Here is a 25,211-nt window from a genome sequence, read left to right on the forward strand (position 1 = left end):
GACTCAGAAGGCTGAAATTGCTAGTTTAAGATACATAATAAAAAGCCAAAATAGCACGCGGACAAACATATCGCTTTTGTCACGGTTGTTGCCCCGTTGTTTTTTTGGCGAACCGAACAAACAGGGAACTGCGAGATTAGGCATGGTTGATATTTTCTCGAAAAAAGACGGCCCGCGCCGTGAAGACCAAGACGCAAGGCGCCTTCTGCAAGGGAACGGCGCAACCATTCGTCGACTAGCAGATCAAATCAGCGGCGGCGGATACTCGCGCTCCCGCGCTGCCATGGCAAACGCCAAAAAAGAACCAGAGCCGGAGGGCCTGAACATCCATGTCTATGGCGGTCCATCTGCGCCCTCGGAACTAAATCCCGTCGTTCGCATCAGTACAAATGAACGTGTTTTTGTTATGGATGCGAACTCTGGTAAACAAATGGAGTTCCTAGGACAAATACGCGTAAACGATGGCGTAAAGTTCTTCGCTCTGGCGACCAAAGAGAATGGGTTCGTATCTCCACTCCCCGATGAAGTCACAGAGGTTTTGAGCGACCTGAACAACATCGTAATCGAGTCTGATGAAATAAAGGAAAAGCTCGCAGATGTCATAACACGTCGTCTCGAACTTTGAGGCCATCCCAGAAGTAGCCGTTTTTTGAACCGCCTATCTATTAGAGGTGGTGTCAGTGAAAGAAAAACATGCGAAACAGATCCTCCACCTTCCCCAACCCCCCCCTCACGCAAGTCAGCAACGACAGCGACCAAAGAGCGACAATGAACGCTTGGGAAGCTTTCGTCGACACTGGGCGAAAGTCCGAAGAAGTCGAGAAAACCGTAAGGCGGGAAATCCTGGACTCGTGGACGAGGTGCACAGATTTAGGCATCAACGCACTGACGCCGGCGGGCACACCGCAAAAAATTGGCGACGAACGCGTAGACGAATTGAAGCGGAAAAACGCTTCTTTATGCCGTGCTGCGCGCTCGGCTTTTCTGCGGCTTGGCCCCCATTTGTCAGAGTCCGGTGCTGTCCTTCTTTTGACCGACCGAAACGGAACAATAATCGATGCCATTGGCGATGATAAAACCCTGGACGAAGGGCGTGATATCCAACTGGAAGTAGGCGGTGTCTGGGACGAAAATGTCATTGGCACAAACGGTATCGGCACAGCTTTGCGCACAGGAAAACCAACCTATGTGCACGCGTCAGAACACTTCTGTCAGGGCATCAAATCCTGGACCTGTGCCGGTGTTCCGATCTTTGATCCGCTTGACCGGCAAGTCTTAGGGGTCGTCGATCTGTCGGGACCGCTGGATATTTTTCGCCCCCATAATTTAGCGCTGGTTGTGGCCGCCGCAAAAGAAATTGAAATCGCTCTGGCAGAACAACAAAGGGAAGAACGAACCAATTTGCTTGAGGCGTTTATCGATTTGCAAAAGCCGCGCAGCACAGACGACACTGTCGTCTTGCTGGATTCAACCGGCCGGATCGTTTTCAGTCGAAATACCGAGGTTGAACCTATTCTGAAAACTGGCGGCCTACCGATCGGAAAACAGCTTTTGTCCTGGACGCCAGATATGACGGACGGGGATTTGGTCGCAGCATTACCATCTTCACTGAGCGGTATTGAGATAGATATTCTTAAGTCCGGAACGCAGATTCAAGGCGCGGCACTAATACTTCCAGAGAAAAGAACATCCCCGACACCTACACGATCCACTGGGATCACCATTCGGCCACGGCATGGCGTTGAAGAAGACGAGATCCAAATTCTCGGCGAATGTCCTAAGATGTTGGAAGCTATCGAATTCGCCCACCGGGCCGCAAAGGCAAACGTCACGGTTCTTGTTCAGGGCGAAACCGGCGTTGGAAAAGAACTGTTCGCCCGTCTCATCCACAGCCATCACGCCGATAAAAAAGCCCCCTTCATTGCCGTCAACTGTGCAGCGATTTCGGGTGAACTTATCGGGGGTGAACTGTTCGGCCATGTTGCCGGGGCCTTTACAGGTGCCTTACGTGAAGGTCGGCCCGGAAAGTTTGAGCTGGCAAATGGCGGTGTCCTTTGCCTGGACGAAGTTGGCGACATGCCACCCGAGCTGCAAACATATCTGCTGCGCACGCTAGAGCAGAGGGCGCTTTATCGAATTGGCTGTGACAAACGCCGTCCGATTGACGTTCAACTGGTGGCGGTGACAAACAGAAACCTTCGGCAAGATATCGAAGCCGGCCGGTTCCGCAGGGATCTTTTCTATCGAATTGGCACCATAGTCATCGATGTACCTCCACTGCGTGAACGTGGGCGGGACATCGTCTTGCTGACTGAACATTTCAATCAAAAACTGTCGGCGAATTTTGATCGTGAACCGCTGCAATTTGATCAAGATGCCATGGCCGCTCTTCAAAGCTATCATTGGCCTGGAAATGTCCGTGAATTGCGCAACATAGTCGAACGGCTTTGCCTGTTGCACGGTACCGCAAGGGTATCTTTCGCCGATCTACCCGAAGAGATTTCCAGCCCCGAACCAAGCGACAGCATGTTTGGGAATACACCCCGGAATGTATCCACCAATTTCAATCTGCATGGAATCGAATCCGAAGCCATCCAACGTGCCATTGAGCAGGAAAATGGGAACCTGACGAAGGTGGCTCAATCACTCGGAATTTCGCGCCCAACTTTGTACCGGAAGATAAACCTGTACGGTCTTGGCCGCGGGAAATAATAGATGCGGCGACAGATCAGATCTGCCGCCGCATTTAGGGACCGATTTTCCATGGGGAGACGGACAGAACAGGTTCCCTAATTAGGCTGTTATTTGCGACTCTAAGGAACGATGACAGCGCGTCCCGTGAACTTGCGGTTTTTGAAATCGTCAATCGCTTGATTGATGTTATCAAGCGAATACTCAGTCTGGTGCATCTTCACCAACCCATCGGCATTCAGCTCCATCAACTCTACAAGTTCGGTATAGTCTCCAACCAGGCTACCGCCGATTTTGATTTCATTGACTACCAGGTCGACAGTCGGGATCTCGATCTTACCACCATAACCCACAACGATCAGTTCGCCGCCTTGCCGCAAAAGCTTCCAGCAAATGTTCTCGACGCCAAGCTCGCCGACAAAGTCGATGACAACATGGCTACCACCGCCAGTGACATCCATGACTTGTTCAATCAGATCCGGACCACCATCAAGAACAATGTCGGCGCCGAGTTCCTTGGCCAGAACCTGCGCGCCTGGCTCACGGTCTACTGCGATAACTCGGGCGCCGCACAGGTTCTTCAAACACTGAATCGCAATATGCCCTAGGCCACCAACGCCCAGAACAGTGACATATGCGCCTGGGTAAACCAGTTCGGCCGCACGCTTTGCAGCGCGATATGCAGTAATGCCCGCATCAGCCATAGGGGCAACTTCCAACGGAGTCACATTGGTGTTCAACTTGATCAATGAGCTCTCGTTTGTAACGAAATACTCTGCAAATCCGCCGTCCAGACCGAGGCCGGGAAACAAGCCATGATCACAATACATATCGTGGCCATACCGACAGTTTAAACAGATCCCGCAACTGCGATGTGGATGGCAAATCACCGCATCACCGGGTTTGACAGAGGTCACGTTGCTGCCAACATCTTCCACCCAACCGGCATTCTCATGGCCCATAATGTAAGGCAAAAGGCTACCTTCGACATCCATGATATCTTTCCAGACGCCTTCAATGATGTGCAAATCAGTACGGCACAAACCTGCGGCACCGACTTTCACAATCACCTCATCCGGAGAATTTACCGTTGGGGCAGCGACCTCTTCGATCTTTAGCTGAACATTCATGGCCGGATCGTAATCATACAAGCGTGCGGCTTTCATGTTTCATTCCTTTTCTTAACTTATTTTCGGGTCTTCAAAAGCGATAGGTTACGGGCGGCCCAACAATTCGGCACCGCCACCCAGGGCCGGGCCTTCGGTCGGATCGGCTTCACCTTCTGACAGGTCACCGACCAGTGTTTCAGTGGTCAGAATCAGCGTTGCCACTGATGTCGCATTGACCAAGGCACTGGCAGTGACACGAACGGGATCGATTATTCCTGCTTCAAACATGTCTCGGAACTCGCCCTTTGACGCATCAAAACCGTGCCCTCTTGGACCGGCCGTAATGGATGCAATCACTGCATTCGGATCCGCGCCGGCGTTGCTGGCGATCCGTTCGACTGGACGGGTCAGAACCGAGCGAACCAATTCAACACCTTTGCTGACATCGCCGTCATTCGCCGAAACGATGCCTTCCAGGACCGAGCCAATCTGAGCAAGCGCCGTTCCACCACCTGCGACGACCCCATCTTCAGAGGCCGCGCGAACCGCACAGAGGGAGTCCTCGATCAACTGAATTTTGCGCTTTTGTTCAACAGGTGTGAAACCACCGGCATAGATAACAGCAGTTCCGCCGGATAGTTTGGACACACGCTCACGCAACTTGTCCTGCTCAATATTCGGCGGAGCGGCGTCATGCTGGCGCTGCACCTGCGCGCGTCGAGCGCGCACTGCAGCCGGGTCACCGTCACCCTTCAGAATGCTGGTCAGAGAGGATGTAACCCGCGCCTTTTGAGCACCACCTAATTGTGCCAACGTGACGTTTTCGATCTTTTTGCCAAGGTCACGCGCAAGCACTTCACCGCCGGTCATGATCGCAAGATCATCCATCATCGCGGCGCGCCAGTGACCATACTCGGGAGGGTGCACAATCAGGTATTTGCCCGCACCGTCATTGTCCATCAACGAGATCACGACTTCTGGCGCAATTTCTTCAGCGATCACCAACAAAGGTCGCTTCTGTTCGTCGGCAATGCGTCTTGCATTATCCAGAATCTCAGGACGCAGGATTTTTTGATCCGTCATCAAAATCAGCGGATTCTCCAGGACCGCTTCCATGTTTTCACGGTCCGTCACCATATGATGTGAGATATAGCCCCGCTCGAAGGACATACCCTCGACCACCTCAAGCGTTGTGTCGATCGTCACCCCGAAATCGGCAGTGATTACACCCTCTTTCCCTACACGTTTGAAAGCTTCGGCAACCAACGATCCCAGTTCAGGTTCTGTTGCGGACACCCGCGCGACGGATTCCAGATAACTGGGGTTATCGTCGCAGGACCGCGATGCCTCATCCAGCGCGTTGATGATTTTATGTACAGCCAGCTCTATGCCTTTGCACAAATCCACGGGTTTGACACCCTCGGCGGTCAATTCGACGCCTTTCTGAATCAAAGCATTGGCCAGAACTATTGCAGTGGTCGTTCCGTCGCCCGCGACTTCATTGGTCTGCATCGACACTTCACGGACCACTTGGGCGCCCATGTTTTCAAATCGGTCGGACAACTCAATTTCGGATGCGATGGATACACCGTCCCGGGTCACCAAAGGGGTGCCGACGGGCCGGTCAATCATCGCGTTCAGCCCCTTGGGACCAAGGGTCGGCTCCACTGCCGCGGCCAGTTTGGAAACACCCTTGGCGAGCGCCCGCCGTGCTGTTCCGTTGTGTATCAGTAGTTTTGCCATGACTTCTCCCTTCCATCGGCTTAGAACCGATGGCTTCTTATGTTGACGGTTACGCGTGAAACGTTTTTAGCTGCGGGCTTCAGAAACTCTTGGTGGCACCCGGTTCTGAATGAAATCGATCAATGTCGGTCCATCTTCACCAATTTCAACCTCCTTGTACCGTGTGGATTGGAGCCCCCGACATAGCGCGCCGTTGAACTCCATGTTGATACGAACACCCCTGAGCTTACCCAGGTAGTCGCGCAATCCAGTCGCTGTTAGACGGTCACCTTCCCAAGTGACAAAAGCCGGATCTTCTGCTGATTTTGCCAAGTTTTGGGACAGCAGCAATTCGCGGTAACGCGGTTTCTGCTTAGACTCCTCACCGCCGGAAAACTCGATGGCGTCAAATTCTGAAAGTGTCATGTTGACGATCTTGGGCCCGGAAAAACCTTTGGCTTCCAACCCAAGCAATACGGTTTCCTGACGGCGTATAAATGCCTTCTCCAGAAACTTCGCACGGATTGAATTGAGATCATCACCATTACAATATTCAGCGAACACTTCGGTGAAGTCTTTCTCACCGTTAACGCCGTCATTCACTCGATCTGCAAAACAGTGATCATTAAGGGTGACTCTCACCTTACGAACCCAACTCAGCTTGCCAAGCTCATGGCGAATATCAAACGCCATGAGAAAGGCAAAATTTGGAGAGCACCAATAGGTCGGGAGCCGAAATTCGACCTCTACAAGTTTTGAATCGATGTTCACGTCAACAAGTTCGACAAACCCCATATCGGTGATCGGTTCGTCCAACTCAGGATCCGTGACCAGATCGAGACGTTGCCAAATCTCCAACTCCAGCTCATCTTTGTGCATCTCCAAAAACATCGGCTTACTCCGCCGCGATCTGCACTGGTGATGCGCTAAGCTCAGCCTTCTTAGCTTCGACATCGATATCGTAAAGTGCTGCTGCATTCAGACCCAGGATCTTTTCTTTGATCTCATCGGTCAGTTGAACGCCGCGTTCTTTGGCGATGTCTTCAGGGATCTGATACTCCCAGAATTGCTCAACAAGCCATTGAGGGGTCCAGATTGCATAGTCCGAGCCGAACAGGATCTTATCCTCGCCGATCCAGAACAGCAGTTCCGCCATCAATTCACCGAAATACCTGGGACGGGTAAAAATGAACGGCATGGCAACGGCAAGACCGCCGTAGACATTGGTTTCCTGCGTCGCAATCCAGCAGAAATCATCCAAGCGCGGCAATCCGCAATGCTCAATTATCCAGTTCAGATTCTGGAAATCGGTAGCGGCGTAATCTACATCACGAACGTCAAACGCATCCATGCTGAGCGGAATGATGGTCGGACCTTTGTGAACATGGATATTCTTGATACCCAGCTTGTCGCACAGTTCAAAGCACTTGTAAGCGGCAGGGTCATTGAGGGCCCAACCTTTGCTTTCTCCGTTCCATTCAGCGGTGTACATTTTGACACCTTGGATATCGAAGTTTTCCTTCATGTAATGGATGTATTCCAGCGCTTTCTCACCGTCTCTCGGATCGAATGACCCGTTCACGATAAAGCGCTCAGGATGGCGCGAGGCCATTGAGCTGCTGCGCTCAATGCTAGAAAAACCATTCTTGTAGAAGTCGCGCAGATATGTCGACTGGATGATCGCCACATCATCAGGCCCATCGATGAACAGATCCCGATAGACATCATCTTCCGAGTACTTTTCGAACCGTCCTTTTTCCCACAGCTGTTCCGGCGGGCTTAGGTTGGTGTGGTAAGCATAGAAGCAGTCAATGAACTGCTTACCGTGAATATTGCTCTGGTTTTCCGGGCTGCCGTCCCAAAAATGAGTGTGACCGTCGACCACGAATATTTCTTTGCCATCTTTGGTTTTAAACATCGATTCCTCCTCAGGTAGTCTGAATTTTCACGCCGTGAAGTTTGGGAATGCGAACCCGAGCAAAGCCGGGTTCGCACATCGATTTTGTCACTCGATATATTCGAAGACGTCGTCCATGTTTCCAAACAGGACGACGGTGTTGTCATCGACCCGGACCATCCGGCCATAATGAGTGGACGTGTTGACTTCGAAAGTTTCCGCAGTCATTTCGCGACCCAGAAATTCACTGATCTCATCCATTTTGAAAACCAGTTTGCCCTCGCCGTCGACACGGATGGTCGCAGGGTTGTGGGTTACTGTGACTTTGGGATCTTCGCCCATGAACTCGGCAATCGCCCGGGCTTCAACAGAGTCATTCATGGTCACACCGCACTGGTGCGAAATGGTCTGTTCAAACTTGATTTCGTTCATCGGCTTGAAGATGTTTTGTTTTGAAGCGTCGCGTGCTGTACTCGACATCGTAAATTCTCCTTTGGGTTAGCGGCTCAGGCCAAGTTCAGACAGGATTTGGCCAAGACGCTCTTGCGAGACGGCTTTGACATCTTCGAAAGCAACGGGCTTGGAATGCGGCTGTGACCAGACTGGTTGCAACGCCAGTACGGCTTTGTCAGCCAGATCAGCATGTTTCTTGATCCAAGTTTGGAACAATGCCTTGTTATGCGCACCATGCTCTTCATCGTTTGCCAGCAGGTACATAAGGTCGATTGTGTTCGCGAGGTTGCGCTCATAATCGGCCTCGGCGGCCGAGATAACTGGCGGCGTGATGAAGTCATTGTTCGCAGCGGCGGCCTGCATCAGGAAACCCGACCGGAAAAGCTCGCCAACCAGCGGTTCAAAGATCAGATTGATCGCGAAATATTGCTCAAGGTAGTCTTCCGACCCCATGATGGTTTCGATCGCCTCGCGGCACGGTTGCCACATTGGATCTTCCAGCCAGGCTTTCTTGCCCAGTTCATCGTTCCAACCTTCGATATCCATTCCGATCTCGGCCAGATACAACGTGATGTCCTGGCACAACCGCATTTTGTAGGACGAGTTGGTCAACGTGGCGTTGTTGATCATCTGAGTATAGCCATACCGCTGGGCTTGCATCAGAGATGTGCCAAGACCAAACTCTGCATGTTTCCAGGCACCCAAATGAGTTTGCAGGATACGCTCCCAAGCCTTGTCAAAAGACTTGTGGGCCCCTGCCTTGCGCGCATTGTCGACAACCGATTTTACCATTGAACAGATTTTGGACTGGCGCTGATAATGCGTGCGCTCCCATTCCTGATCAGGGGCTCGGAAGGCGTGCCAGTTTGAACTCAGCGCAGCTGTATTGTCCTTTTGATAGGCACCGCCGCCTTTGCCCCCTTCGAACTCGATGATCCAGTTTTGGATCAGATAGCGTTCGGGATCTGGTTGCACGTCGACAGTTACGTCTTCGTAATGCGTGGCACGTTTGCCGCGTGGTTCAAAATAGTTGTATTTGCGGCTGGTCGATCCGACGAACGTTGCAGCGCCTGCGGCACCGGATCCAACGGAACTTGATGTAGCTACCATGGTAGCCTCCCTTGTTGTGTTTCATTCACATGACTAGCGATCAACCCAACATCAGTGGGTTGATGAACCGGAAGTCGGTGTGAATTTGTCGTAAAAAACGCGCTCGCCATCGAAGTCGTTCATGAACAGCACTGGCGTCAGTGCATCGATCATCGGAGGGGGACCGCAGGCGTAAACATCGCCTTCTCCATCGACGTCCAATTCCTTTAGATATTCGTCCACGATCTCGTGAACGAAGCCCCTAGCACCCGTCCAGTTATCGTCATCATCTGCGTGGCTTAACACTGGGATGAATTTGACATTCGCATTGGCGCCAGTGATCTCTGCGATCTCGTCCAGCTTGATCAGATCCTCTTGCGTGCGAGCCCCGTAAAAGAAATAAATATCGCGATCTTCGCCACTGCTGAGTTGATCATGCAGTATTGACCAGACCGGCGACATGCCGGAACCCGCCCCGACCAGGATCACCGGTCCTTGTCGGCCTTCCCGTCGGAAACACATTCCGTACGGTCCGCTGATTTCGACGGTGGCGCCTTTTTTGATCCCCCCTGCGTCGAGCTCGTTTGAGAACCTCCCGTCTGGGTATTTTTTGATGATGAAGGAGAGTTTCTGGGCTTCGCTCGGCGAATTTGCCATGGAGAACGAGCGTGTAATCTTCTCCCCTTTTTCGGTGGTAACCGTGATGTCGACATATTGCCCCGCCCAAAATTTGAGCGGTGTATCAATTTCAATATCAACACCGCGAATGTCATGGGTCAGCTTTTGGAAATCGACAATTCGGCCATTGAATTCTTTGACCGGAATGGATTTCGATAAAACCTCCTCGTCATAGTTCAGGAGTTCAATTTCGACGTCGCTATACGCCACAGTTCTGCACATCAGAACGTGTCCACTTTCCTTCTCAAAGTCATTGAGTGCGAAGGTTGAATACTTGAGCATTTCGGTGTCGCCATCCAACTGGACACATTTGCAAGCCGAACACTGGCCTTCTTTGCATCCATGCGGCAGAGCTATGCCTTGGCGGAAAGCGGCATCGAGAATGGTTTCATCCTCTTCAACCTCTATTTCCAAGCCAACCGGCTCAAAACGAACCCTGTATATTTCACCCATTAGTCGAGTCTCCTGTGTCCCGAAATCACGCGCGGAATTCGGACCTTCCTGTATGCAAGGGCCAATCAAGGCCCTTGCAAAAGATTGCTTTAGTTGAAGGGTGTGATGGTGAAACCAGCACGGTACTCGGCCAGATGTGCTTCACGCTCACCGTCCGACATGCCACGCAGTGCATTAAGCGGCGAGCCAAGGGTATGACCGCGAACATCGTCCAGCGTCCACATATCCTTGTTGTCAAAGCGCAGATGCGGCTGCGGCACCAGTGTCTTACCGTCTTCACGAACGAAGTTGAGGTCTTTGATGGCATCCGCCAGATCCCAACCGTCGTAAACGGTTTCCCACTCACGTTTGCCCGAGAACTTGCCCATCGCCGGCGTTGGCCGACCCTGGTATTCGTCTGCGAACGCTTCAACAGCGGTCCAGCGATCAAGCTCATGTGCAAAGGTGTGCAGCTGACCGTCGATTTCGTCGACAACCATGTCTTCGCGGATCAGGCACGGCACCAGGCACGACCAGCAGCGATGCGGATAAACATAGCCAACTTCTTCGTTGAAGGTGATGACTTTCTGGCCCGGAACGCTCAACTTGGCATACCATTTCCAGAAGTCGCCAAACTCGGCATACCAACCCGGATACTTGTGCTCAAACCACTCAAAATCTTTCTCGGTCTGAGCTTCAATCCGCCAGAAGTTCACCGGCCAACCAACTGCGAAGAACTGAGCAACTTTGTGCACATAGTTCTTCTCGGTGATCCGCTTCCAGGCTTCCTGCACATCGTCGTGATGTACTTTTACGCCGTATTTCTCGAGCGGCAGCATGTAGGTCCGGTAGTAGTCTTCAAAGATCCAGCGATGCCACATCTCCGCATAGGATTCCTTTTCCTTGTCGCGGTTGGTGGTGCCATATTCGATGAACGTACCGATCGCCGCATCAACGATGGCGTGGTTCTGCCAGAAGGAGTACCGCAGGTCGCGTTCCAAAAGCAGATGGTTCTCTGGCTCTTTCAGGGCCGCCATCAGAAGCGAGTGACCGTTACCGATGTGACGGCTTTCGTCAGACTGAACCGACAGGAACACAGTCGGCAAAGCATAATCGCCATTACGGGCGGCCTCTGAAGGCATTGCCACAAAGAGAGTGTTCGTGAACGCGGTTTCAGCAACAACGGTCAGATACATGCATGCGGCGGTCATTGTGTCGCCGGTGATGAACCCTTCGCCGAACTGACGGCCAATGGTGGTAGCATAACACTTACCAAAGGCTTCTTCGGTGATGTCGAAACCAGCCGGATCGATGTAGTTTTCCATGTACCACTTTTTCAGGTTCATCTGAATTGTGGAGTGACGGAATTCATCAACCATCTGCATGGTGAAACCCGTGCGCAGGTCTTCACCCGGCGCCAGACGAGCCACCATGGCCATCGAACGCGCAGCCGAAATTTCCGGGAACGGAATGATCGCCAGGAACAGCTTCATCCATTCGATCCAGCGCGGTTCAACGTTGCGGAACATGTCACCACGCAGCGCAGCGTCGAGCGCACCGTATACCCGGTTGTCTTTCTCTTCTTCCATCGGGAAGTAAGAGCGCAAAACCTGCTTCATCGGGTCGCGCGGCGCTTTGGTGATCTTATAGTCTGTGGGGAAAGTATTCGCTTCCTGAACATAGGTTGGATTCCAACCCAGGTCCGAAATCTTCTTGGTGGCCTCCCCTACCGAGATTCCTCTCTGAGAGGTAATTTTATTTAGCGTAATCGCCATGCCATGAGACTCCTTTGTTGCTGACCAATTTCTCGGTCGGTTGGAGACAGCGCATGCTGCCGTTTCTTCGACCCGATCACTGAACAGAGCCAAAAGGCACGGTCAGTTGATCCAGTCGTTCGGATCACGGCAAAGGTTTCGGAATGTATGCTCGGCGCTACGCGTCAGTTCCTGCCGAAATCATCGGCGGGCACTCACTTCTTTGGCCGAACCCTCCCTGGTCCTTCGTTCTTGATGGTCCCCGTTTGAACGGGAACGCGGCGTTATGCCTAATTACATGCAAGGGGCATGCCAGATTTTGGATTTGGGTGATATTTTGGCTTGGAAAAGTAGCGTGGTTTATCTAAACTATTGTTTTATATGTTTATTTTATTTCTAAAAATTCTACTTCGTTCACACATGCTGTGAAGAGATCGTGTTTTGACAGTTCCAGAATCCTGTTAAAACTGTCACGTTGCTTTACAAACTTTACGTTCACACCGCTGTTTACACTTAGCGTTACGATTAGGCCGCACGCACGGTAACATGTATTTTTTCTGCGCTTATATTCCGACTTCAGAGGCTTCTTTGCTCGAATTGACGACACACTCTGTGCTGCGTTGAACCTGTTCCGGACCACGCGCCACTTTCAGAGTGCATCTACAGGAGCGCAAATACGTAAGCCCACTACCCGAGCGCTTGGTAACCCAATGCGCAAAACCGATCGCGAATCACCACCTTGGTCAAACAAGCATACCCAACGACAGCAGGACGTTGATTTTTCCCTTTGTAAAACAATGAAACTAATCCGCGTTACACTCTGTAAACATGTTTAACTAATCGCGCCAAGGTTGTGAAAAAAGATGCTTTTTCGAGGCATATTTTGCGCTGAACATTCTTTGTAGACCAGACAACTGATGATAATTTGAGCACTGCAAACATCGCACGTCTTCAGTCAGGTCAGCCGCAATCGGGCGAAGCGTTTAGAGGCAGCACAGTCGAGTAAGGACAGTGTTTAATCGTATCTTTTCGGGGGATCAAATGAGCGACCAAGGCACAATCAAACTCGCCCCAGGTCGCCGCGTGGCAGTGTCTCAAATGTCAGTTCGGTCGTTCGGTTTTCACAGCGTAGGGCATCTGGTCCCAAATCGCTTCGATATCGCTGCTCAAGAGCGCGTGGAGTTCCCGCAGTATTTGTTCACGAAGATCACCCGAAGTTTGTGCCAGCGCCTCTTGCGCGGCTACGAGGTTTATCGGGCTTGGCTCGGAAGCCGCCTTTTCAGCCGCATGTGTCAGCAAGCTGTCATTGCCGCACAAATCCAGACTGATTTTGTGCAGGCCCTGAAAGAACCGATCGGTTGCGTCTTTCTGTTTCACGAGAAGTCTCTCATCTGTTCCAAGCAACAGCTCGAATTTCTAAAGGAGGTTTGAATGGCCGGTCAATCCTCAGCAGTCTCGGATTTGTTTCTCAAGCGCATGGAACTAATCAACGGTCTGTCGCAAGCCAATGTAGAGCACCTGCGCATTTTACAACAAATCGCCGGCTACGACATCTTACTGATGAAAGACCCGGACTGTGCGCAGACGCTCGATGCAATTGACAAATCTTCGAACGAATTGACCGCTTCACAGGAACATATCGACGCTTTGGAACGCGATGTTGCGAAGATCGATGAACAAATTGAAAACGCCCGCAATCTGGAGGACGGATAATGGTCGAAAATAGTGCCGCAGGGCTTTCTTTGTTTGACCTTCTGGGCCGAGACTGGGCATTGGATGATGCAATAGATCAGGTTCTCTTCAATAAAGAAGACAGTTGTGCAGCCTTCAAACTGACATCTGGAAAATTGGCGTTGGCTGCTGTCGAAGATCTGGAAAGTCCAAAAATTCGAACCCGAATGGATTTGGAAACCGGTCGGACAACCATCCGTCCGCGCGAAAACCCGATAGCGCCGGTTAAGACCCCGGACATCTCTGTCCGTACTGACCTATCCATCGTTCGTTTTGGAGCGCAGGGCTTCGCGGCAACCTGTGGCGACGGGGTTCTACGGCAGATCACGGCGGGGGGACAGGTTGTTGACAGGCTCAAGCTGCAAGATCGGAACGTAACAGGTGCCGCAGGCACTAAGAATGGCGATCAAATCGCCATTGCTGCAGACACGCTGATTGAGGTCATCTCAACATCAGAATTGACGTCCGTAGTCACACTCACAACAAGTCATCCTGTTGTTTGCCTGTCATATTCCGACGATGGCCGCGCTCTTGCTAGCTGGGGTGATGGCAAACTGACCCTGTTTGATCTGGGCACCCCCGATACGGCCCCTGTCACATATGACATCGCAAGCGAGATTACGGAAATCAAATGGCGTCATACAGCAAACCATCTGTGTTGTGCCTCAGCTGACAACAGCTTTTATCTTATCGACCGCAGTGCGGGATCGGTCCAGCAGGTCGAAGGATACCCTGCACCGGTTCGCAATGTCGCGTTCAGCAAATCGGCCAATGCGCTCGTGACATCAGGTGCGTTCCGTCTTGTTGGCTGGGACGCAGATGACCTGCCGCAGAATGACGAGGCAGGCACACCAATCGCTACTGGCAAACCCGGCTTTGTCGTACTGAACGCGATTGCCGCACATCCCAAGCGGGACGTTGTCGCAACAGGATATGCCAGTGGTTTGGTGACTTTAGCCAGCGTCGGAACTCCACAAGACATGATGTTGCATCAAGAACGCGGAACCGAAGTGACCAGCCTGGCCTGGTCAAAGACCGGAGAGCATCTGGCAATCGGTTTTGCATCTGGAAAGGCTGCACTGGCGACCTTCCCTTCTCAGATGTTCAAATAAACCACTCCACCCAAGCCATCAGGAGATAGAAAATGTCCAAGACCTTGTCCCCGGAAGAGCAAAGTAAAGATAAATACTTCGCTCAACTATCGAAAATTTCAGAAGCGATGATCGAAGAACATGGCAAAGACTTTGCCATGGGCGCTTTGGTAATGGCGGCGCAATGGATCGCTAAGAACCAGTTGGGCCCGCAAGAAGATATCGTGCACTAGAACTAACTGTGCAGAACTGCCAACACGCCAGCCGCGTCAACCGCAAGCATCCGCCTCATCTGATCAACGGTTACTTCGGAAATCAGCGGCGTCATGCGCCCGATGCCATCATGTGCATCTGGCCCTTCAGCATTGCGAACCGCAGCCAGATCCTGCCCGAAATCACCGTTTAGAACATGAGAATACGCACACATCTCTTGCAAGCGCAGAGTGACGAAATAGAGGCAATCCCCGGTTTCGTCGAACTGGCCTGCGTATGGTTTGGATCCACGTTTTCCGGAACCAGAGAAAGAGGTATGAACAGCAGTGCCCAGGATGGCCTTAACCTGTTGGCGCCAAGCGGCATACGTCCCATCCTGATCAAATTCCAGGCCTGCGCGGTAAAGTCGTTCGCTTACTGCTTTGAACGCGCGACCGCCTGCAATATGACGCCGCCAAAAGTCTTGAGCTTCTTCGATGGTCGTGCACTCGACAAATCGTTTGGCCAGCTTCGGTCTGGATACAAATGCCAGCGCCATATCCACATCTTCAGAAATAGATCGTGCAATCTGCATAGACGGCGTCGGCAAATCATGTTGGAAAAGCAACCGGATCGCATCCAACTGTTCGATCATTCGAAACGTCAATGCGCGAAGCGCCTCCCACTGATCTGTTGTAAGCCCACTGTCCGGCAAATTGACTGCCTCAACCGATGCAGAGTGCAGAGACGCAACCCAGATGGCAGCCTGATCAAACATAAAGAACGTATCGACTGCATGGCTGTCGGTACCAATGTCCCAATCTTCAAGAAAGCTAAAGCCGCGAAATCGGACAATCGTCTTTCGCCAAACGTCATCCAGGTCGAGACCTTTTGCCGACCACATTTGCCGGGTCCGCGCAAGAAGTTGAGGGGAAACACCGGGGTAGCTGCGTTCAAAAGAGCCTGGGAAAACATGAGACGTGTCAGATTGCATGTCGAATTTGTCTCTCATTGGGTTGCGTCAGTCTATCAACGATCTCTGACGCGACAAACCATCAATGCAAAGCATCCGCGCCAAACGATACGTAATTTCGACCGATCTTTGGCATTTGAGGTCTGAGGGGTAATCCAATGGTTATGAGTTTCCGACATTCGCAACGTCAGACCGGGCTTTTGAACCACTCGATGGCGCAAGCGATCAAGTTGATGCGGATGCATAAGTTCGAACTACTGAACCATTTGGCGCAAGTCACAGAAGAAAACCCGTTTCTCGAAGCTGGTTCTGAGGACCTTGGAGAGCAATCAGGCGGGTTAGTTGCACCCATGACTGACATGTCCGACACTGTTGCCGACACCAAGACCAGCCTTTACCAAAATATTGCTGAACAACTGCCACTGATTTTCGACAAAAAAAGCGATATCAGCATTGCTTTGGCATTCCTGGCCGAGATCGAACCCAGCGGATGGCTTGGGGCTTCGGTGGATGACGTCGCAGCTGCCTATGGCTATTGCCCCAAAATCTGCGCCGAAGTCCTGTCAAAGCTGCAAACAGTCGAACCGGCTGGACTGTTTGCCCGCGACCTCAAGGAATGCCTGCGCCTACAGGCGAGTGACCGCGGAATTCTAAGCGGAGCTATGTCGAAACTGATCGACAATCTCGACGCACTGATGGATTGCGATCTGCCAGGTTTGGCACGAAAACTCGGGGTGGATCTGGCAGATATTGCACGATGTCTGGATGACATACGCAAAATGAATCCAAAACCAGGGGCTAACTTCGAAATTGATGAAACACTGGCACGGGAAAGTGACGCCACAGTAGAGATCGTTGGTTCCGACCTGTTGATAGCGTTGAATTCGTCAAGCTTTCCGACTGTTCGACTATCGCAGGCGCTGAACTCGAGCGAGCCTGCCAAAGCCGCACTGCAAAATCACCACGTTTCAATGATACGACAAGCCAAGTCATTGCGTTCAGCATTGGAGGTCAGAAACGCAACTGCGATGGCAGTAATTACAGCGATATGTATGCGTCAACGCAGGTTTCTTGCACGCGGATTCTATTCGTTGCGCCCAATGCGCATGAGTGATGTTGCCGAAGACACTGGCTTCAGCGAAGCGACGATAAGTCGGGTCGTGTCAGGTCTGACGATTCAATGCCCATTGGGTAATATTTTGGCCAAATCGCTTTTTTGTGCACCAATTGCCCAGGGTGCCCTGTCCGAGACCAAACATGTGGCGTTGCATCAAATCAGGCGTTTAATTGCGTCCGAAGACAAATTCGCTCCTCTCAGTGATGGAGACATCGCAGTTCATGTGAATAAATCTGGTTTCGCTCTGTCTAGGCGAACAATTACCAAGTACCGGCAATCACTTGGACTTAGCGCACCCAGCGTCAGACGAAAAAACGCCGAAATAGAAATGCTGTCGATAACCGCAAGAAAGGGAAGAACCTTAGGTCAGCGGGGATTTGGCGAGAAACAGAACCTGGGAACCTGAATGTCCCAAGGTAACCCCCAGTGAAACCCGCTATTATTCAGTCAACTGAGAAACAGGCGACGCCTGAAACGAAACAACCATGAACCGAACACCAAACGAGTTCGTAGAGCCGGTTATGCTGCGTAGCTTACGCCCTGTCTCGCTCGATGACCTAGGGGCCGTGCACGGGGCCCTTCAAAACCACGACCTGGTCCGCTGGCTGGGGGCATTGCCATTGAATGTCGATTGGGAAACGTCCCGGAAGTACCTTGAGTTCCTCCTGGACCCAGAAGTGGAATCTGCCGCAATCTGTTTGGGTGACCGACTGGTCGGAACCGTCAGCAATGGCCTCGAATTATCATTCTGGCTGGAACCTCGCCTTCACCGTCGCGGCTTGGGAAATTGGGCTATCTCGACTTTTATCGAGAGGCTTCCATCTCATTGTAACACGATTACTGCATGCTGCATGATAGACAATTTCGCGGCTTCGGCAGTGCTGGGGCAAATCGGGTTCCAGCGAGATAACCTGCCGTTAAGACGATTTTCGTTTGCTCACGAACACTCTGTTCCGATGTGGCGACACACACTGAAACGGTTCCCTGAAATTTAGGAATCCCAACACAAATTTCGCTTGCTAATTTACATTGCCAGCTATTGATACTCAACCTCTACGGATTACTTTGATAGCGTTGAGATACTCTGGAAGCTCAGTAGGGAAAAGCCTTGCCGAGGAAACCAATAGCTGAGGACGTCCTTACATATGTGCACTGTGGTGACCTTGTGAAAATAGCGTGTTCATTAATCACCAGCAGCGCGCGCCCAAAACAAGCGGAGCGCCAAGGGGCGTTCAGGTATCTTCCTGAACGGTCTATTGATCACGCCCCTACGATCACAGCAGGATAGAATTTGAAAAGGAAACAACTGAAATGACAAAAGCAGGCTCGTCAGACAGATCATTCTTACACGGACATGCTGACGGAGGCGTATGGGATAAGGCCGGTGCCCCGACGGGCGAAGATGCGTGGGATCCGGTTGATCTCGGGAACGGGATTTTTATGTTGGAAGTCGGCAGTGGGAACCCCGGCGGGACGCTCGGGCTTTTGGTTGGTGATGAAGGTTCTGTCCTGATCGACAACGGTTTGCAAAAAGCCGCCGATGTCACTGTATCCACAACCGAGAAGCTGGCTGGCGGACCGATAGATTTCCTTATCAGTACGCACCTTCATGGCGATCACGTCGGCTGTAATGCGAATTACGCGGCAAGGGGCGCAACTATTCTAGCCCATGACGAAACACGCCGCGCGCTGTTGGAAGATGATCAGTTCGACAAGGCCGGATTGCCGGTCATCACATTCAATGACAGGATGACGTTCCACCTGAATGGGCAGACAATTGAACTGATGCACTTTGCTAATGCGCACACCGTCAGCGACACAATCGTCCATTTTGTCGAAGCTAATGTCATTCATGCTGCTGATCTGTTCTTTAACAAGATCTATCCGTTCGTCGATCTTGAGAATGGCGGTAGCATCGACGGGTTTATTTCAGCTCAAAGACAGATCATCGATTTGGCCAACGACGACACTGTTATCATTGCAGGGCACGGTCCGGCGGGTAACAAGTTCGACATGCAGGCTTCGGTCGATTTGATGCTTGCGATCAAGGACACGATGAAACCCCTCGTCGATCAGGGCATGTCCATGGATGAAGTCCTGGCGCAAAATCCGTTATCCGTCTTTGAGAAGTTCGCCTGGTTTCACATTCCAACCGAGCGGATGACGATGATCATCTATTGTCTGCTGGCAGAGAACTGAAATTCTCTTGGCCGAATTCACCTCCTAGAATTTGGCCGTCAAGAATAAGGGCACAATGCGAGGCAGTAAGCTGCCTCGCTCAAAACCCCACACAGCCCGCAATAGGCGCGCTTCACAGATGATAATGGACCCGCTAGATCAACGGAATTCACTAGCCAGTGCCAGTTGAGGCAACGGTACCGCAGCGAGTGTTCGCCAGCCTTCTGGTGATACAAGTGTAGGGGATTTCTTTCAGGTTGCAGAGAAAGGCACCTGGCGAAGAAACGGAACAGATATTTCCTGCAATAGGTTCGAAATCCGCTCGGAAATGTACGGTGCTTTTTACACAGATAACCGCGTAGTTCGTTGGGTCTAATCCGATATGAGTAAAATGCGCGCGATCAAGACATTGGTTCCGTATACTTGTGACAACAAGGTCAATACTTGCCTCATGCCCAATCAAACGTAGGGCAGCTGTCTCGCCCAGCGTAGCTACCCCACCGCCATACATTTTTCCGGTATAGCGACAAAGGCCATCACCCAAAGCCAGAACTTCAAACTCTGCTTTGACTGGAACGTGCCCAGCCAAGTTGGACTTTGCACCGACCGCAAGTTTTATCCGTGCACCTTCTCCGGCCTTATGGGCTTGTTTTGCACTTTCAGGGTCATGGAACAGACCCATTAAGACACTCTTTGTCCCGCCCTCAATCAGTGCTGCCAGCAAGCCTGTAGTATCTGATGTCCCGCCCGCACCAGCGTTGTCCTGGACATCTGCGACAACAATGGGTTTTCGCCGCCTCTCGCGACATATCGAAACGGTTTCCTCTAGAGACAACATCGAACAATCAAGATCGGCTTCGCGAGATACGAACAAATGCACGACTTCTTCCGCGGCAGCAGCAGCTTTCTGGGCTGTGGCCGCGTAGGCAAGACATGATGGGCCTGTGTCTGAGAAGTCCGCCGCAGTGAAGCCGAGGGCAATTTCTGCCAGAATTTCCTGCTTCTCAAATCTTTCGGGCAACTGATAGATCTCGCTGAATGGCTTGGAGCCCGTATGTTGCGCATGCAGAGGGATGAGGTAAGGCACCGGTTGGAAAGCCTTGTAGAGCGTTTCGCCCGCTAGCAACCGCTGCAGGACAGGAACGCATCTTGCGCCGGTTTCCGCCATATCCAAGTGGGGATAGGTTCTGAAAACAGACAAATAGTCTGCATTGTCGACCATCTCAGCCGAGATGTTGGCGTGAAGGTCCAAACTTGCGACCACTGGCAATTCGAAGCCCACAACTTCACGTACACGACGCAGAAGCTCTCCCTCACCGTCAGCGAAGCTTTCGGTGACCATTGCCCCGTGGAGATCGAGATAAACGCCATCAATGTCGCCCACATCCCGGATGCGATCCAACAACATCTCGCAAATTGTTTCGAATGCGTGATCGGTTACATGTGCGGACGGTTCGGCAGAACACCACAGGGTTGGTGCGACTTCAAATCCTGCTGCCGCTGCAGCCTTCGCAAAACCGGCGATAGGTAGGTTCATGCCAAACGTTTCCGATATCACCTGCGCACCGTGCAACATGCTGGGCCAGGAATCGGCCATCTCAAACTCGTGCAGACCGGCCTGCGTCACACCAAAGCAATTAGTTTCATGCTGAAAACCCGCGATCGCAATACGCTTGGTCGCCATCATGTGTGCTCGATTTCTTGTTCGGCATGGGGCGCAGCAAAAACACTTTGGCCATAGCGGATCGTTTCAAGCACCCGCGTATCTGTCAGGCGGTCCGGATCGTGCAGTGGATTACGCGAAAGGACAACAAAGTCAGCAACTTTGCCCGGTTCGACAGAACCGCGCTGCTCGTCCTTGAAGACTTGCCAAGCAGCGTCGATGGTCTGAGCGCGTAAGGCTGACAGAACGCTGATCTTCTGATCTTCACCGAGCACGCGACCAGAAACGGATTTTCGATTTACCGCACAGTGGGCCAGATGGATCGGACGCGTCGGCGTGACCGAGGCATCATTGTGGATTGTATATCGCAAGCCAAACCGCTCGGCAGACGCCGCAGGGGATATCCGCTCGGAGCGCTGCGGCCCCAAGAATGTATCGTAGTGGCGATCACCCCAAAAATGTATATGAGCCGGAAAGAAACTGACGGTAAGTCCAAGCTGGGCCATACGCTCCAACTGATCATCCCGCAGAGCCTGACCGTGGATAATGGTGTGGCGATGATCTTGGCGAGGATGCGCAATAAGCGCCTTTTCCACCGCATCTATGAACATCTCGGCACCGGCATCACCATTGCAGTGGCAATGCATTTGGAAGCCCTTGCCATGGAGTTTTCTGACGTCGGCATCTAACTGTTCTTGTGAGGTGTAAACCATCCCACAAGGGTGACAGGGATCGGACGGCTTGAAATACGGGGTAGACAAAAACGCGGTCTGCAACTGAAAAGCCCCGTCCGTGAACAATTTGCGCGGACCCAGTGTGAAATGCGGGTTGCCGGGCCAGTTCGTACCGATCCAATGCTCGGACAATTCGGGTTCCAGACTTCCGACGGGTAAGAGCTCAATGTCTATTCCCGGATCCAGATCCGCGGGCTGGCTGGCAAAGTGTTCCAACATGGTTTGCGACGCCCAGGCGTTTTGGGCATAGGTCACACCATAGGATAGGTATTCGTCACGACAGGCCTCAAAGCCTTGCCAGAACCTTTCGCGGTCGATCAGAAAATCAGTATCGCCCATCTCGCCCATGGCCGATAATCCTTCGATCAATCCCGTCAGGGCTCCGGTCTCAGGATCACGGCCAAAGCGGCCGCCTTCTGGATCCGGTGTTTGACAGGTTAACCCGCGCCTCTGAAGGGCAACAGAATTGGCTACGCCACAGTGCCCCGACGCATGAATAACCCAGATTGGATGACGCTGTGATACATCGTCCAGCTCAGCCCGCGTGGGCATGCGGCCTTCGCGAATGGCAGTATTATCAAACAACACGCCCATGACCCACTCACCCTCGGGCGTCTCGCCAGCCTTTTCCCGAATCCTAGTCAACGCCTGCGCCATGTGTTTGCAGTCCCCTAAAGGAGGCGAAGATAAGTCGACACGGAACAGCCGTATGAACCCTGGATCCGGGAAATGCCCGTGCGGGTCGATAAACGCCGGCATCAGTGTACGACCTTGTAGGTTATACTCATGTGAGTCAGCCGGCATGCGTGCGCGCAGATCTGCTTCAGCACCGACGGCCTGAATTCTTTTGCCCTCGGTCAGAACAGCCTCTGGAGAGGAGTTCTGTGCATCCATAGTCAGGATTGTGCCGTTAAAATATAGTGTGCTTGGCATTGGGTTTCCTACTACGACAGCGGGGCCAGACAACGCAGCCCGTGGCCGCCATTTACTTCCCATTCCGGAGTCTGGGTGCAGATATCCTTGGCAAAGGGACAACGCTCGCGGAACTCACAACCGGACGGGCGTTTGAGCAAACTGGGGGGCTCACCTTTAAGAGCGATCCGTTCCAACCGCGCATCCGGGTCCGGCTCTGGGTTGGCACTCAGCAGGCAGCGGGTATAGGGATGGCGCGGCTCGTTAAAGATGGCCTCGGTTGTACCTTCTTCAACCAATCGGCCCAAATACATGATGCCCATTCTGTCAGCCACATGGCGTACGACGCTAAGGTTATGCGTGATAATCACCATCGCAAGCCCCAGCCTTTCGCGCAGGTCGTTGAGCAGGTTCAGCAGCTCGCCCTGAACCGACACATCGAGACCTGCAGTGGGCTCATCCGCAAGGATCAATTTGGGTTCCAGTGCCAGTGCACGTGCCACACCCACACGCCGAGCTTGGCCACCAGATAGCTGATAAGGATAGCGGTCCGCGAAATGCGTGGGCAAGTTGACCATTTCCAACAGGCGCTTGGCTTCGGCGTCCATGTCACGGTCTTTCATGCCCTGAATGCGGTAAGGCTCGGTAATCAGACTGCGGATGGTCAGACGCGGCGACAGGCTTCCAACCGGGTCTTGAAACATCATCGCCATGTCTTTGCGCAACGGGCGCATGACACTTTCGGGTGCGCCCCGAATTTCCTGACCTTCGAAGGTGACCGAGCCATCTTGCGCAGGTGCTAACCCGGCAATGGCGCGAATGACCGTGGTTTTACCAGACCCACTTTCACCAACCAGCGCGTAAGTCTCTCCGGGTTCTACGGTAAAGCTGACACCCGCCAGTACATTGACCGGGCCATAGCTGGTATTGAGGTCCACAACGTTCAGCAAGCTCATGATGCGACCTCCTGATGGTTCAGCCAGCACGCAGCGTGATGGCCTTCTTTCAATTGATCCAGTGGCGGCACTTCGGTGGCGCAGCGCGCCATGGCCTGATCACAACGATCCCTGAAAATGCAGCCCCCAGGCAGGTTGGCCAAGTCGGGCACTTCACCGGGAATGGTTGGCAATACACGGGCACGCTCTTTGATGTGACCGGGGTCGCATTCGATCAGTCGGCGTGTGTAAGGGTGTTTAGGATTGTGGAAAATCTCCCGCACGTCCCCGCTTTCAACAACTGCGCCAGCATACATCACAACAACCCTGTCGCAGAGTTCTGCGATCACGCCCAAATGGTGCGAGATGAACAGGATGGCACAGTGAAACTCGCGCTGCAGCTCTTGCAGGCGCTCAATAATCTGCACCTCCAGTGTCGCATCCAGTGCAGTTGTCGGCTCATCCGCAATCAAAAGATCAGGTTCGGACATCAACGCCATCGCGATGGCGATCCGTTGACGCATCCCGCCAGAGAATTCATGCGGATATTGCGCCAGACGCGCCTCAGGGTCAGGAATGCCAACAGCGCCCAACAATTTGGCCGCGTGCGCCAACTTGTCAGCCTTGGACTGTCTGGATCGGTGCTGAATATCCAGCATCTGCTGACCGATAGTCAGAACCGGGTTGTGCGTTTGCATCGGATCCTGAAAGACGATGGATATATCCGCCCCGCGCAGGTCCCGCATGTGCCGATCAGAAGCTTGCAGCAAATCCTTCCCCTTGAACCTAATTTCTCCTTCACGGAACCGGGTATTGGGCGCGGTCAAACGCAGAATGGATGAAATCAATGTGGATTTACCACAACCGGACTCACCCACGATGCCAACGATTTCGCCTTTGTTGACGTTGAATGTGATGTCCCTCAATGCCCTGAGGTCGCCACGGCCTGTTTCGTAATCGACGCAAAGCTGGTCGATTTCCAGAAGTGTCTCGGTCATCGCTGTTTCCTCAGTTTCGGGTCAACTACATCGCGCAGGCTTTCACCCAGAAACGTGAAGCCAAGCGTTGCCAGAATGATCGGCAGGCCTCCGCCAACAACCAACCAAGGAGTTTGGCGGATCAGGGAATAGCCATCCTTAAGCAAAGAACCCCAGCTCGGGGTCGGAGGCTTGACGCCCAGACCCAGGAAGGACAGGCCGGCCTCAAGCGCGATGACTGTAGGGATATCCATTGCCGCCAACACAGCCAGAACGCCAATGATGTTGGGCAGCATATGAACGCCTAGAATGCGCGCCATGCTGGCCCCCATTGAACGTTCAGCCAGGATGAACTCAGAGTTGCGGAGTGTCAGCGTTTGGGTCCGCGCCACACGCCCATATGTTGGGATCGAGGTCGCCATGACGACAAACACGACCGTCTGCAGACTGGGCCCGATCAGGGCCACAACGGCCAGCGCGAACATCACTGTCGGAAAGGACCGGATGGTATCGAAGAACAGCATTAGAAGATTATCGAGCCATTTCGGCCCATACCCTGCAATCATGCCCAGTGTCAGGCCAATCGCCATTGCTCCGAACACGGCGGGCAATGCCACCTTGAGCGCAACTTGGCCCCCCGCGATGACCCGCGAAAACGTATCGCGCCCTAACTGATCTGTGCCCAGCAGGTGTGCTGTGGACGGTCCCTGCAAGCGGGATTTGATATCCATCGCAATCGGATCATAGGGTACGATCCAATACGCAAAGATTGCGCAGAAAACGATGATACCGACGATGATTAAGCCCATGAGACCAAGCGGGTCGCGCGCAACGCCGACTATGATCTGGCCCATTTCGGAACGAGATTTTTCCATGTGCCTGC

Annotated in this window: 23 protein-coding genes; 8 read left to right on the forward strand and 15 right to left on the reverse strand. The window is 52.6% G+C overall.

Annotation, left to right across the window (positions count from 1 at the left end):
- Positions 1-142 precede the first annotated feature (142 nt).
- Together AC2FH0_RS06930 and AC2FH0_RS06935 are read left to right on the forward strand one after the other, a co-directional pair.
- A complete protein-coding gene (locus AC2FH0_RS06930) occupies positions 143-625 on the forward strand; it encodes a hypothetical protein (protein WP_496702052.1) in 483 nt (160 codons plus the stop codon).
- Between the two features lie 143 nt (positions 626-768).
- A complete protein-coding gene (locus AC2FH0_RS06935; RefSeq protein ID WP_496697150.1) occupies positions 769-2,712 on the forward strand; it encodes a sigma-54-dependent Fis family transcriptional regulator in 1,944 nt (647 codons plus the stop codon).
- Between the two features lie 101 nt (positions 2,713-2,813).
- On the opposite strand, the gene AC2FH0_RS06940 is transcribed toward AC2FH0_RS06935, so the two are convergent.
- The 9 genes from AC2FH0_RS06940 to AC2FH0_RS06980 all read right to left on the reverse strand — a co-directional run bounded on the left by AC2FH0_RS06940 (position 2,814) and on the right by AC2FH0_RS06980 (position 13,202).
- Positions 2,814-3,857 carry an NAD(P)-dependent alcohol dehydrogenase gene (locus AC2FH0_RS06940; protein ID WP_496697152.1) on the reverse strand — a complete coding sequence of 348 codons (1,044 nt, stop codon included), beginning with the start codon at positions 3,855-3,857 and terminating at the stop codon, positions 2,814-2,816.
- 48 nt (positions 3,858-3,905) lie between these two features.
- Positions 3,906-5,543 (reverse strand): molecular chaperone GroEL, encoded by a 1,638-nt coding sequence (locus tag AC2FH0_RS06945; RefSeq protein ID WP_496705253.1) that lies wholly within the window; start codon positions 5,541-5,543, stop codon positions 3,906-3,908.
- A gap of 66 nt (positions 5,544-5,609) precedes the next feature.
- Positions 5,610-6,413, reverse strand: a complete 804-nt coding sequence (locus AC2FH0_RS06950; RefSeq protein WP_496788903.1) for an iron-sulfur cluster assembly protein — start codon at positions 6,411-6,413, stop codon at positions 5,610-5,612.
- Positions 6,414-6,417: 4 nt separating this feature from the next.
- Entirely contained in the window at positions 6,418-7,440 is a 1,023-nt protein-coding gene (locus tag AC2FH0_RS06955; protein WP_496788904.1) for an amidohydrolase family protein, read from the reverse strand.
- An 87-nt stretch (positions 7,441-7,527) separates the two neighbouring features.
- Positions 7,528-7,899 carry an MmoB/DmpM family protein gene (locus AC2FH0_RS06960; protein ID WP_496697160.1) on the reverse strand — a complete coding sequence of 124 codons (372 nt, stop codon included), beginning with the start codon at positions 7,897-7,899 and terminating at the stop codon, positions 7,528-7,530.
- An 18-nt stretch (positions 7,900-7,917) separates the two neighbouring features.
- Entirely contained in the window at positions 7,918-8,982 is a 1,065-nt protein-coding gene (locus tag AC2FH0_RS06965; protein WP_496697161.1) for an aromatic/alkene monooxygenase hydroxylase subunit beta, read from the reverse strand.
- Positions 8,983-9,033: 51 nt separating this feature from the next.
- Complete coding sequence (locus AC2FH0_RS06970; protein WP_496788905.1) at positions 9,034-10,092, reverse strand: NADH:ubiquinone reductase (Na(+)-transporting) subunit F; 1,059 nt, start codon at positions 10,090-10,092, stop codon at positions 9,034-9,036.
- Between the two features lie 89 nt (positions 10,093-10,181).
- Complete coding sequence (locus AC2FH0_RS06975) at positions 10,182-11,846, reverse strand: aromatic/alkene/methane monooxygenase hydroxylase/oxygenase subunit alpha (RefSeq protein ID WP_496697165.1); 1,665 nt, start codon at positions 11,844-11,846, stop codon at positions 10,182-10,184.
- A gap of 1,080 nt (positions 11,847-12,926) precedes the next feature.
- Entirely contained in the window at positions 12,927-13,202 is a 276-nt protein-coding gene (locus tag AC2FH0_RS06980) for a hypothetical protein (RefSeq protein ID WP_496787420.1), read from the reverse strand.
- 54 nt (positions 13,203-13,256) lie between these two features.
- Here AC2FH0_RS06980 and AC2FH0_RS06985 point away from each other — a divergent pair, with 54 nt between their 5' ends.
- Genes AC2FH0_RS06985 through AC2FH0_RS06995 form a run of 3 tightly spaced genes read left to right on the forward strand, consistent with a single transcriptional unit; the run spans position 13,257 to position 14,880 of the window.
- Positions 13,257-13,538, forward strand: a complete 282-nt coding sequence (locus AC2FH0_RS06985) for a hypothetical protein (RefSeq protein WP_496703025.1) — start codon at positions 13,257-13,259, stop codon at positions 13,536-13,538.
- Positions 13,538-14,668, forward strand: a complete 1,131-nt coding sequence (locus tag AC2FH0_RS06990) for a WD40 repeat domain-containing protein (protein WP_496788907.1) — start codon at positions 13,538-13,540, stop codon at positions 14,666-14,668. The genes AC2FH0_RS06985 and AC2FH0_RS06990 overlap by 1 nt, the downstream gene beginning before the upstream one ends.
- A 32-nt stretch (positions 14,669-14,700) precedes the next feature.
- Entirely contained in the window at positions 14,701-14,880 is a 180-nt protein-coding gene (locus AC2FH0_RS06995; protein ID WP_496697173.1) for a hypothetical protein, read from the forward strand.
- A gap of 2 nt (positions 14,881-14,882) precedes the next feature.
- Here the strand turns inward: AC2FH0_RS06995 and AC2FH0_RS07000 are convergent, their stop codons facing one another.
- Positions 14,883-15,851, reverse strand: a complete 969-nt coding sequence (locus AC2FH0_RS07000; protein ID WP_496705258.1) for a hypothetical protein — start codon at positions 15,849-15,851, stop codon at positions 14,883-14,885.
- Between the two features lie 125 nt (positions 15,852-15,976).
- On the opposite strand from AC2FH0_RS07000, the gene rpoN reads away from it, so the two are divergent.
- From rpoN to AC2FH0_RS07015, 3 genes are all read left to right on the forward strand, one after another.
- Positions 15,977-17,335, forward strand: coding sequence for an RNA polymerase factor sigma-54 (gene rpoN, locus AC2FH0_RS07005; RefSeq protein WP_496709075.1), 1,359 nt, complete (start codon positions 15,977-15,979; stop codon positions 17,333-17,335).
- 115 nt (positions 17,336-17,450) lie between these two features.
- Positions 17,451-17,924 carry a GNAT family N-acetyltransferase gene (locus AC2FH0_RS07010; RefSeq protein WP_496702095.1) on the forward strand — a complete coding sequence of 158 codons (474 nt, stop codon included), beginning with the start codon at positions 17,451-17,453 and terminating at the stop codon, positions 17,922-17,924.
- A 316-nt stretch (positions 17,925-18,240) separates the two neighbouring features.
- On the forward strand, positions 18,241-19,128 hold the full coding sequence (locus tag AC2FH0_RS07015; RefSeq protein ID WP_496702067.1) for an MBL fold metallo-hydrolase: 888 nt from the start codon (positions 18,241-18,243) through the stop codon (positions 19,126-19,128).
- 151 nt (positions 19,129-19,279) lie between these two features.
- Here the strand turns inward: AC2FH0_RS07015 and AC2FH0_RS07020 are convergent, their stop codons facing one another.
- From AC2FH0_RS07020 to AC2FH0_RS07040, 5 genes are read right to left on the reverse strand one after another with little or no spacing between them, the layout of a single operon-like run.
- Positions 19,280-20,794 (reverse strand): M81 family metallopeptidase, encoded by a 1,515-nt coding sequence (locus tag AC2FH0_RS07020; RefSeq protein WP_496702069.1) that lies wholly within the window; start codon positions 20,792-20,794, stop codon positions 19,280-19,282.
- Positions 20,791-22,437, reverse strand: a complete 1,647-nt coding sequence (locus tag AC2FH0_RS07025) for an amidohydrolase (protein WP_496788908.1) — start codon at positions 22,435-22,437, stop codon at positions 20,791-20,793. Before AC2FH0_RS07025 ends, AC2FH0_RS07020 begins: the two co-directional genes overlap by 4 nt.
- A gap of 11 nt (positions 22,438-22,448) precedes the next feature.
- Positions 22,449-23,372, reverse strand: a complete 924-nt coding sequence (locus AC2FH0_RS07030; protein WP_142636099.1) for an oligopeptide/dipeptide ABC transporter ATP-binding protein — start codon at positions 23,370-23,372, stop codon at positions 22,449-22,451.
- Positions 23,369-24,349, reverse strand: a complete 981-nt coding sequence (locus AC2FH0_RS07035; RefSeq protein WP_496691388.1) for an ABC transporter ATP-binding protein — start codon at positions 24,347-24,349, stop codon at positions 23,369-23,371. Before AC2FH0_RS07035 ends, AC2FH0_RS07030 begins: the two co-directional genes overlap by 4 nt.
- Entirely contained in the window at positions 24,346-25,203 is an 858-nt protein-coding gene (locus AC2FH0_RS07040; protein ID WP_496703015.1) for an ABC transporter permease, read from the reverse strand. The genes AC2FH0_RS07035 and AC2FH0_RS07040 overlap by 4 nt, the downstream gene beginning before the upstream one ends.
- Positions 25,204-25,211 lie beyond the last annotated feature (8 nt).

The sequence above is a fragment of the Ruegeria sp. CDSC051 genome, assembly GCF_059610665.1.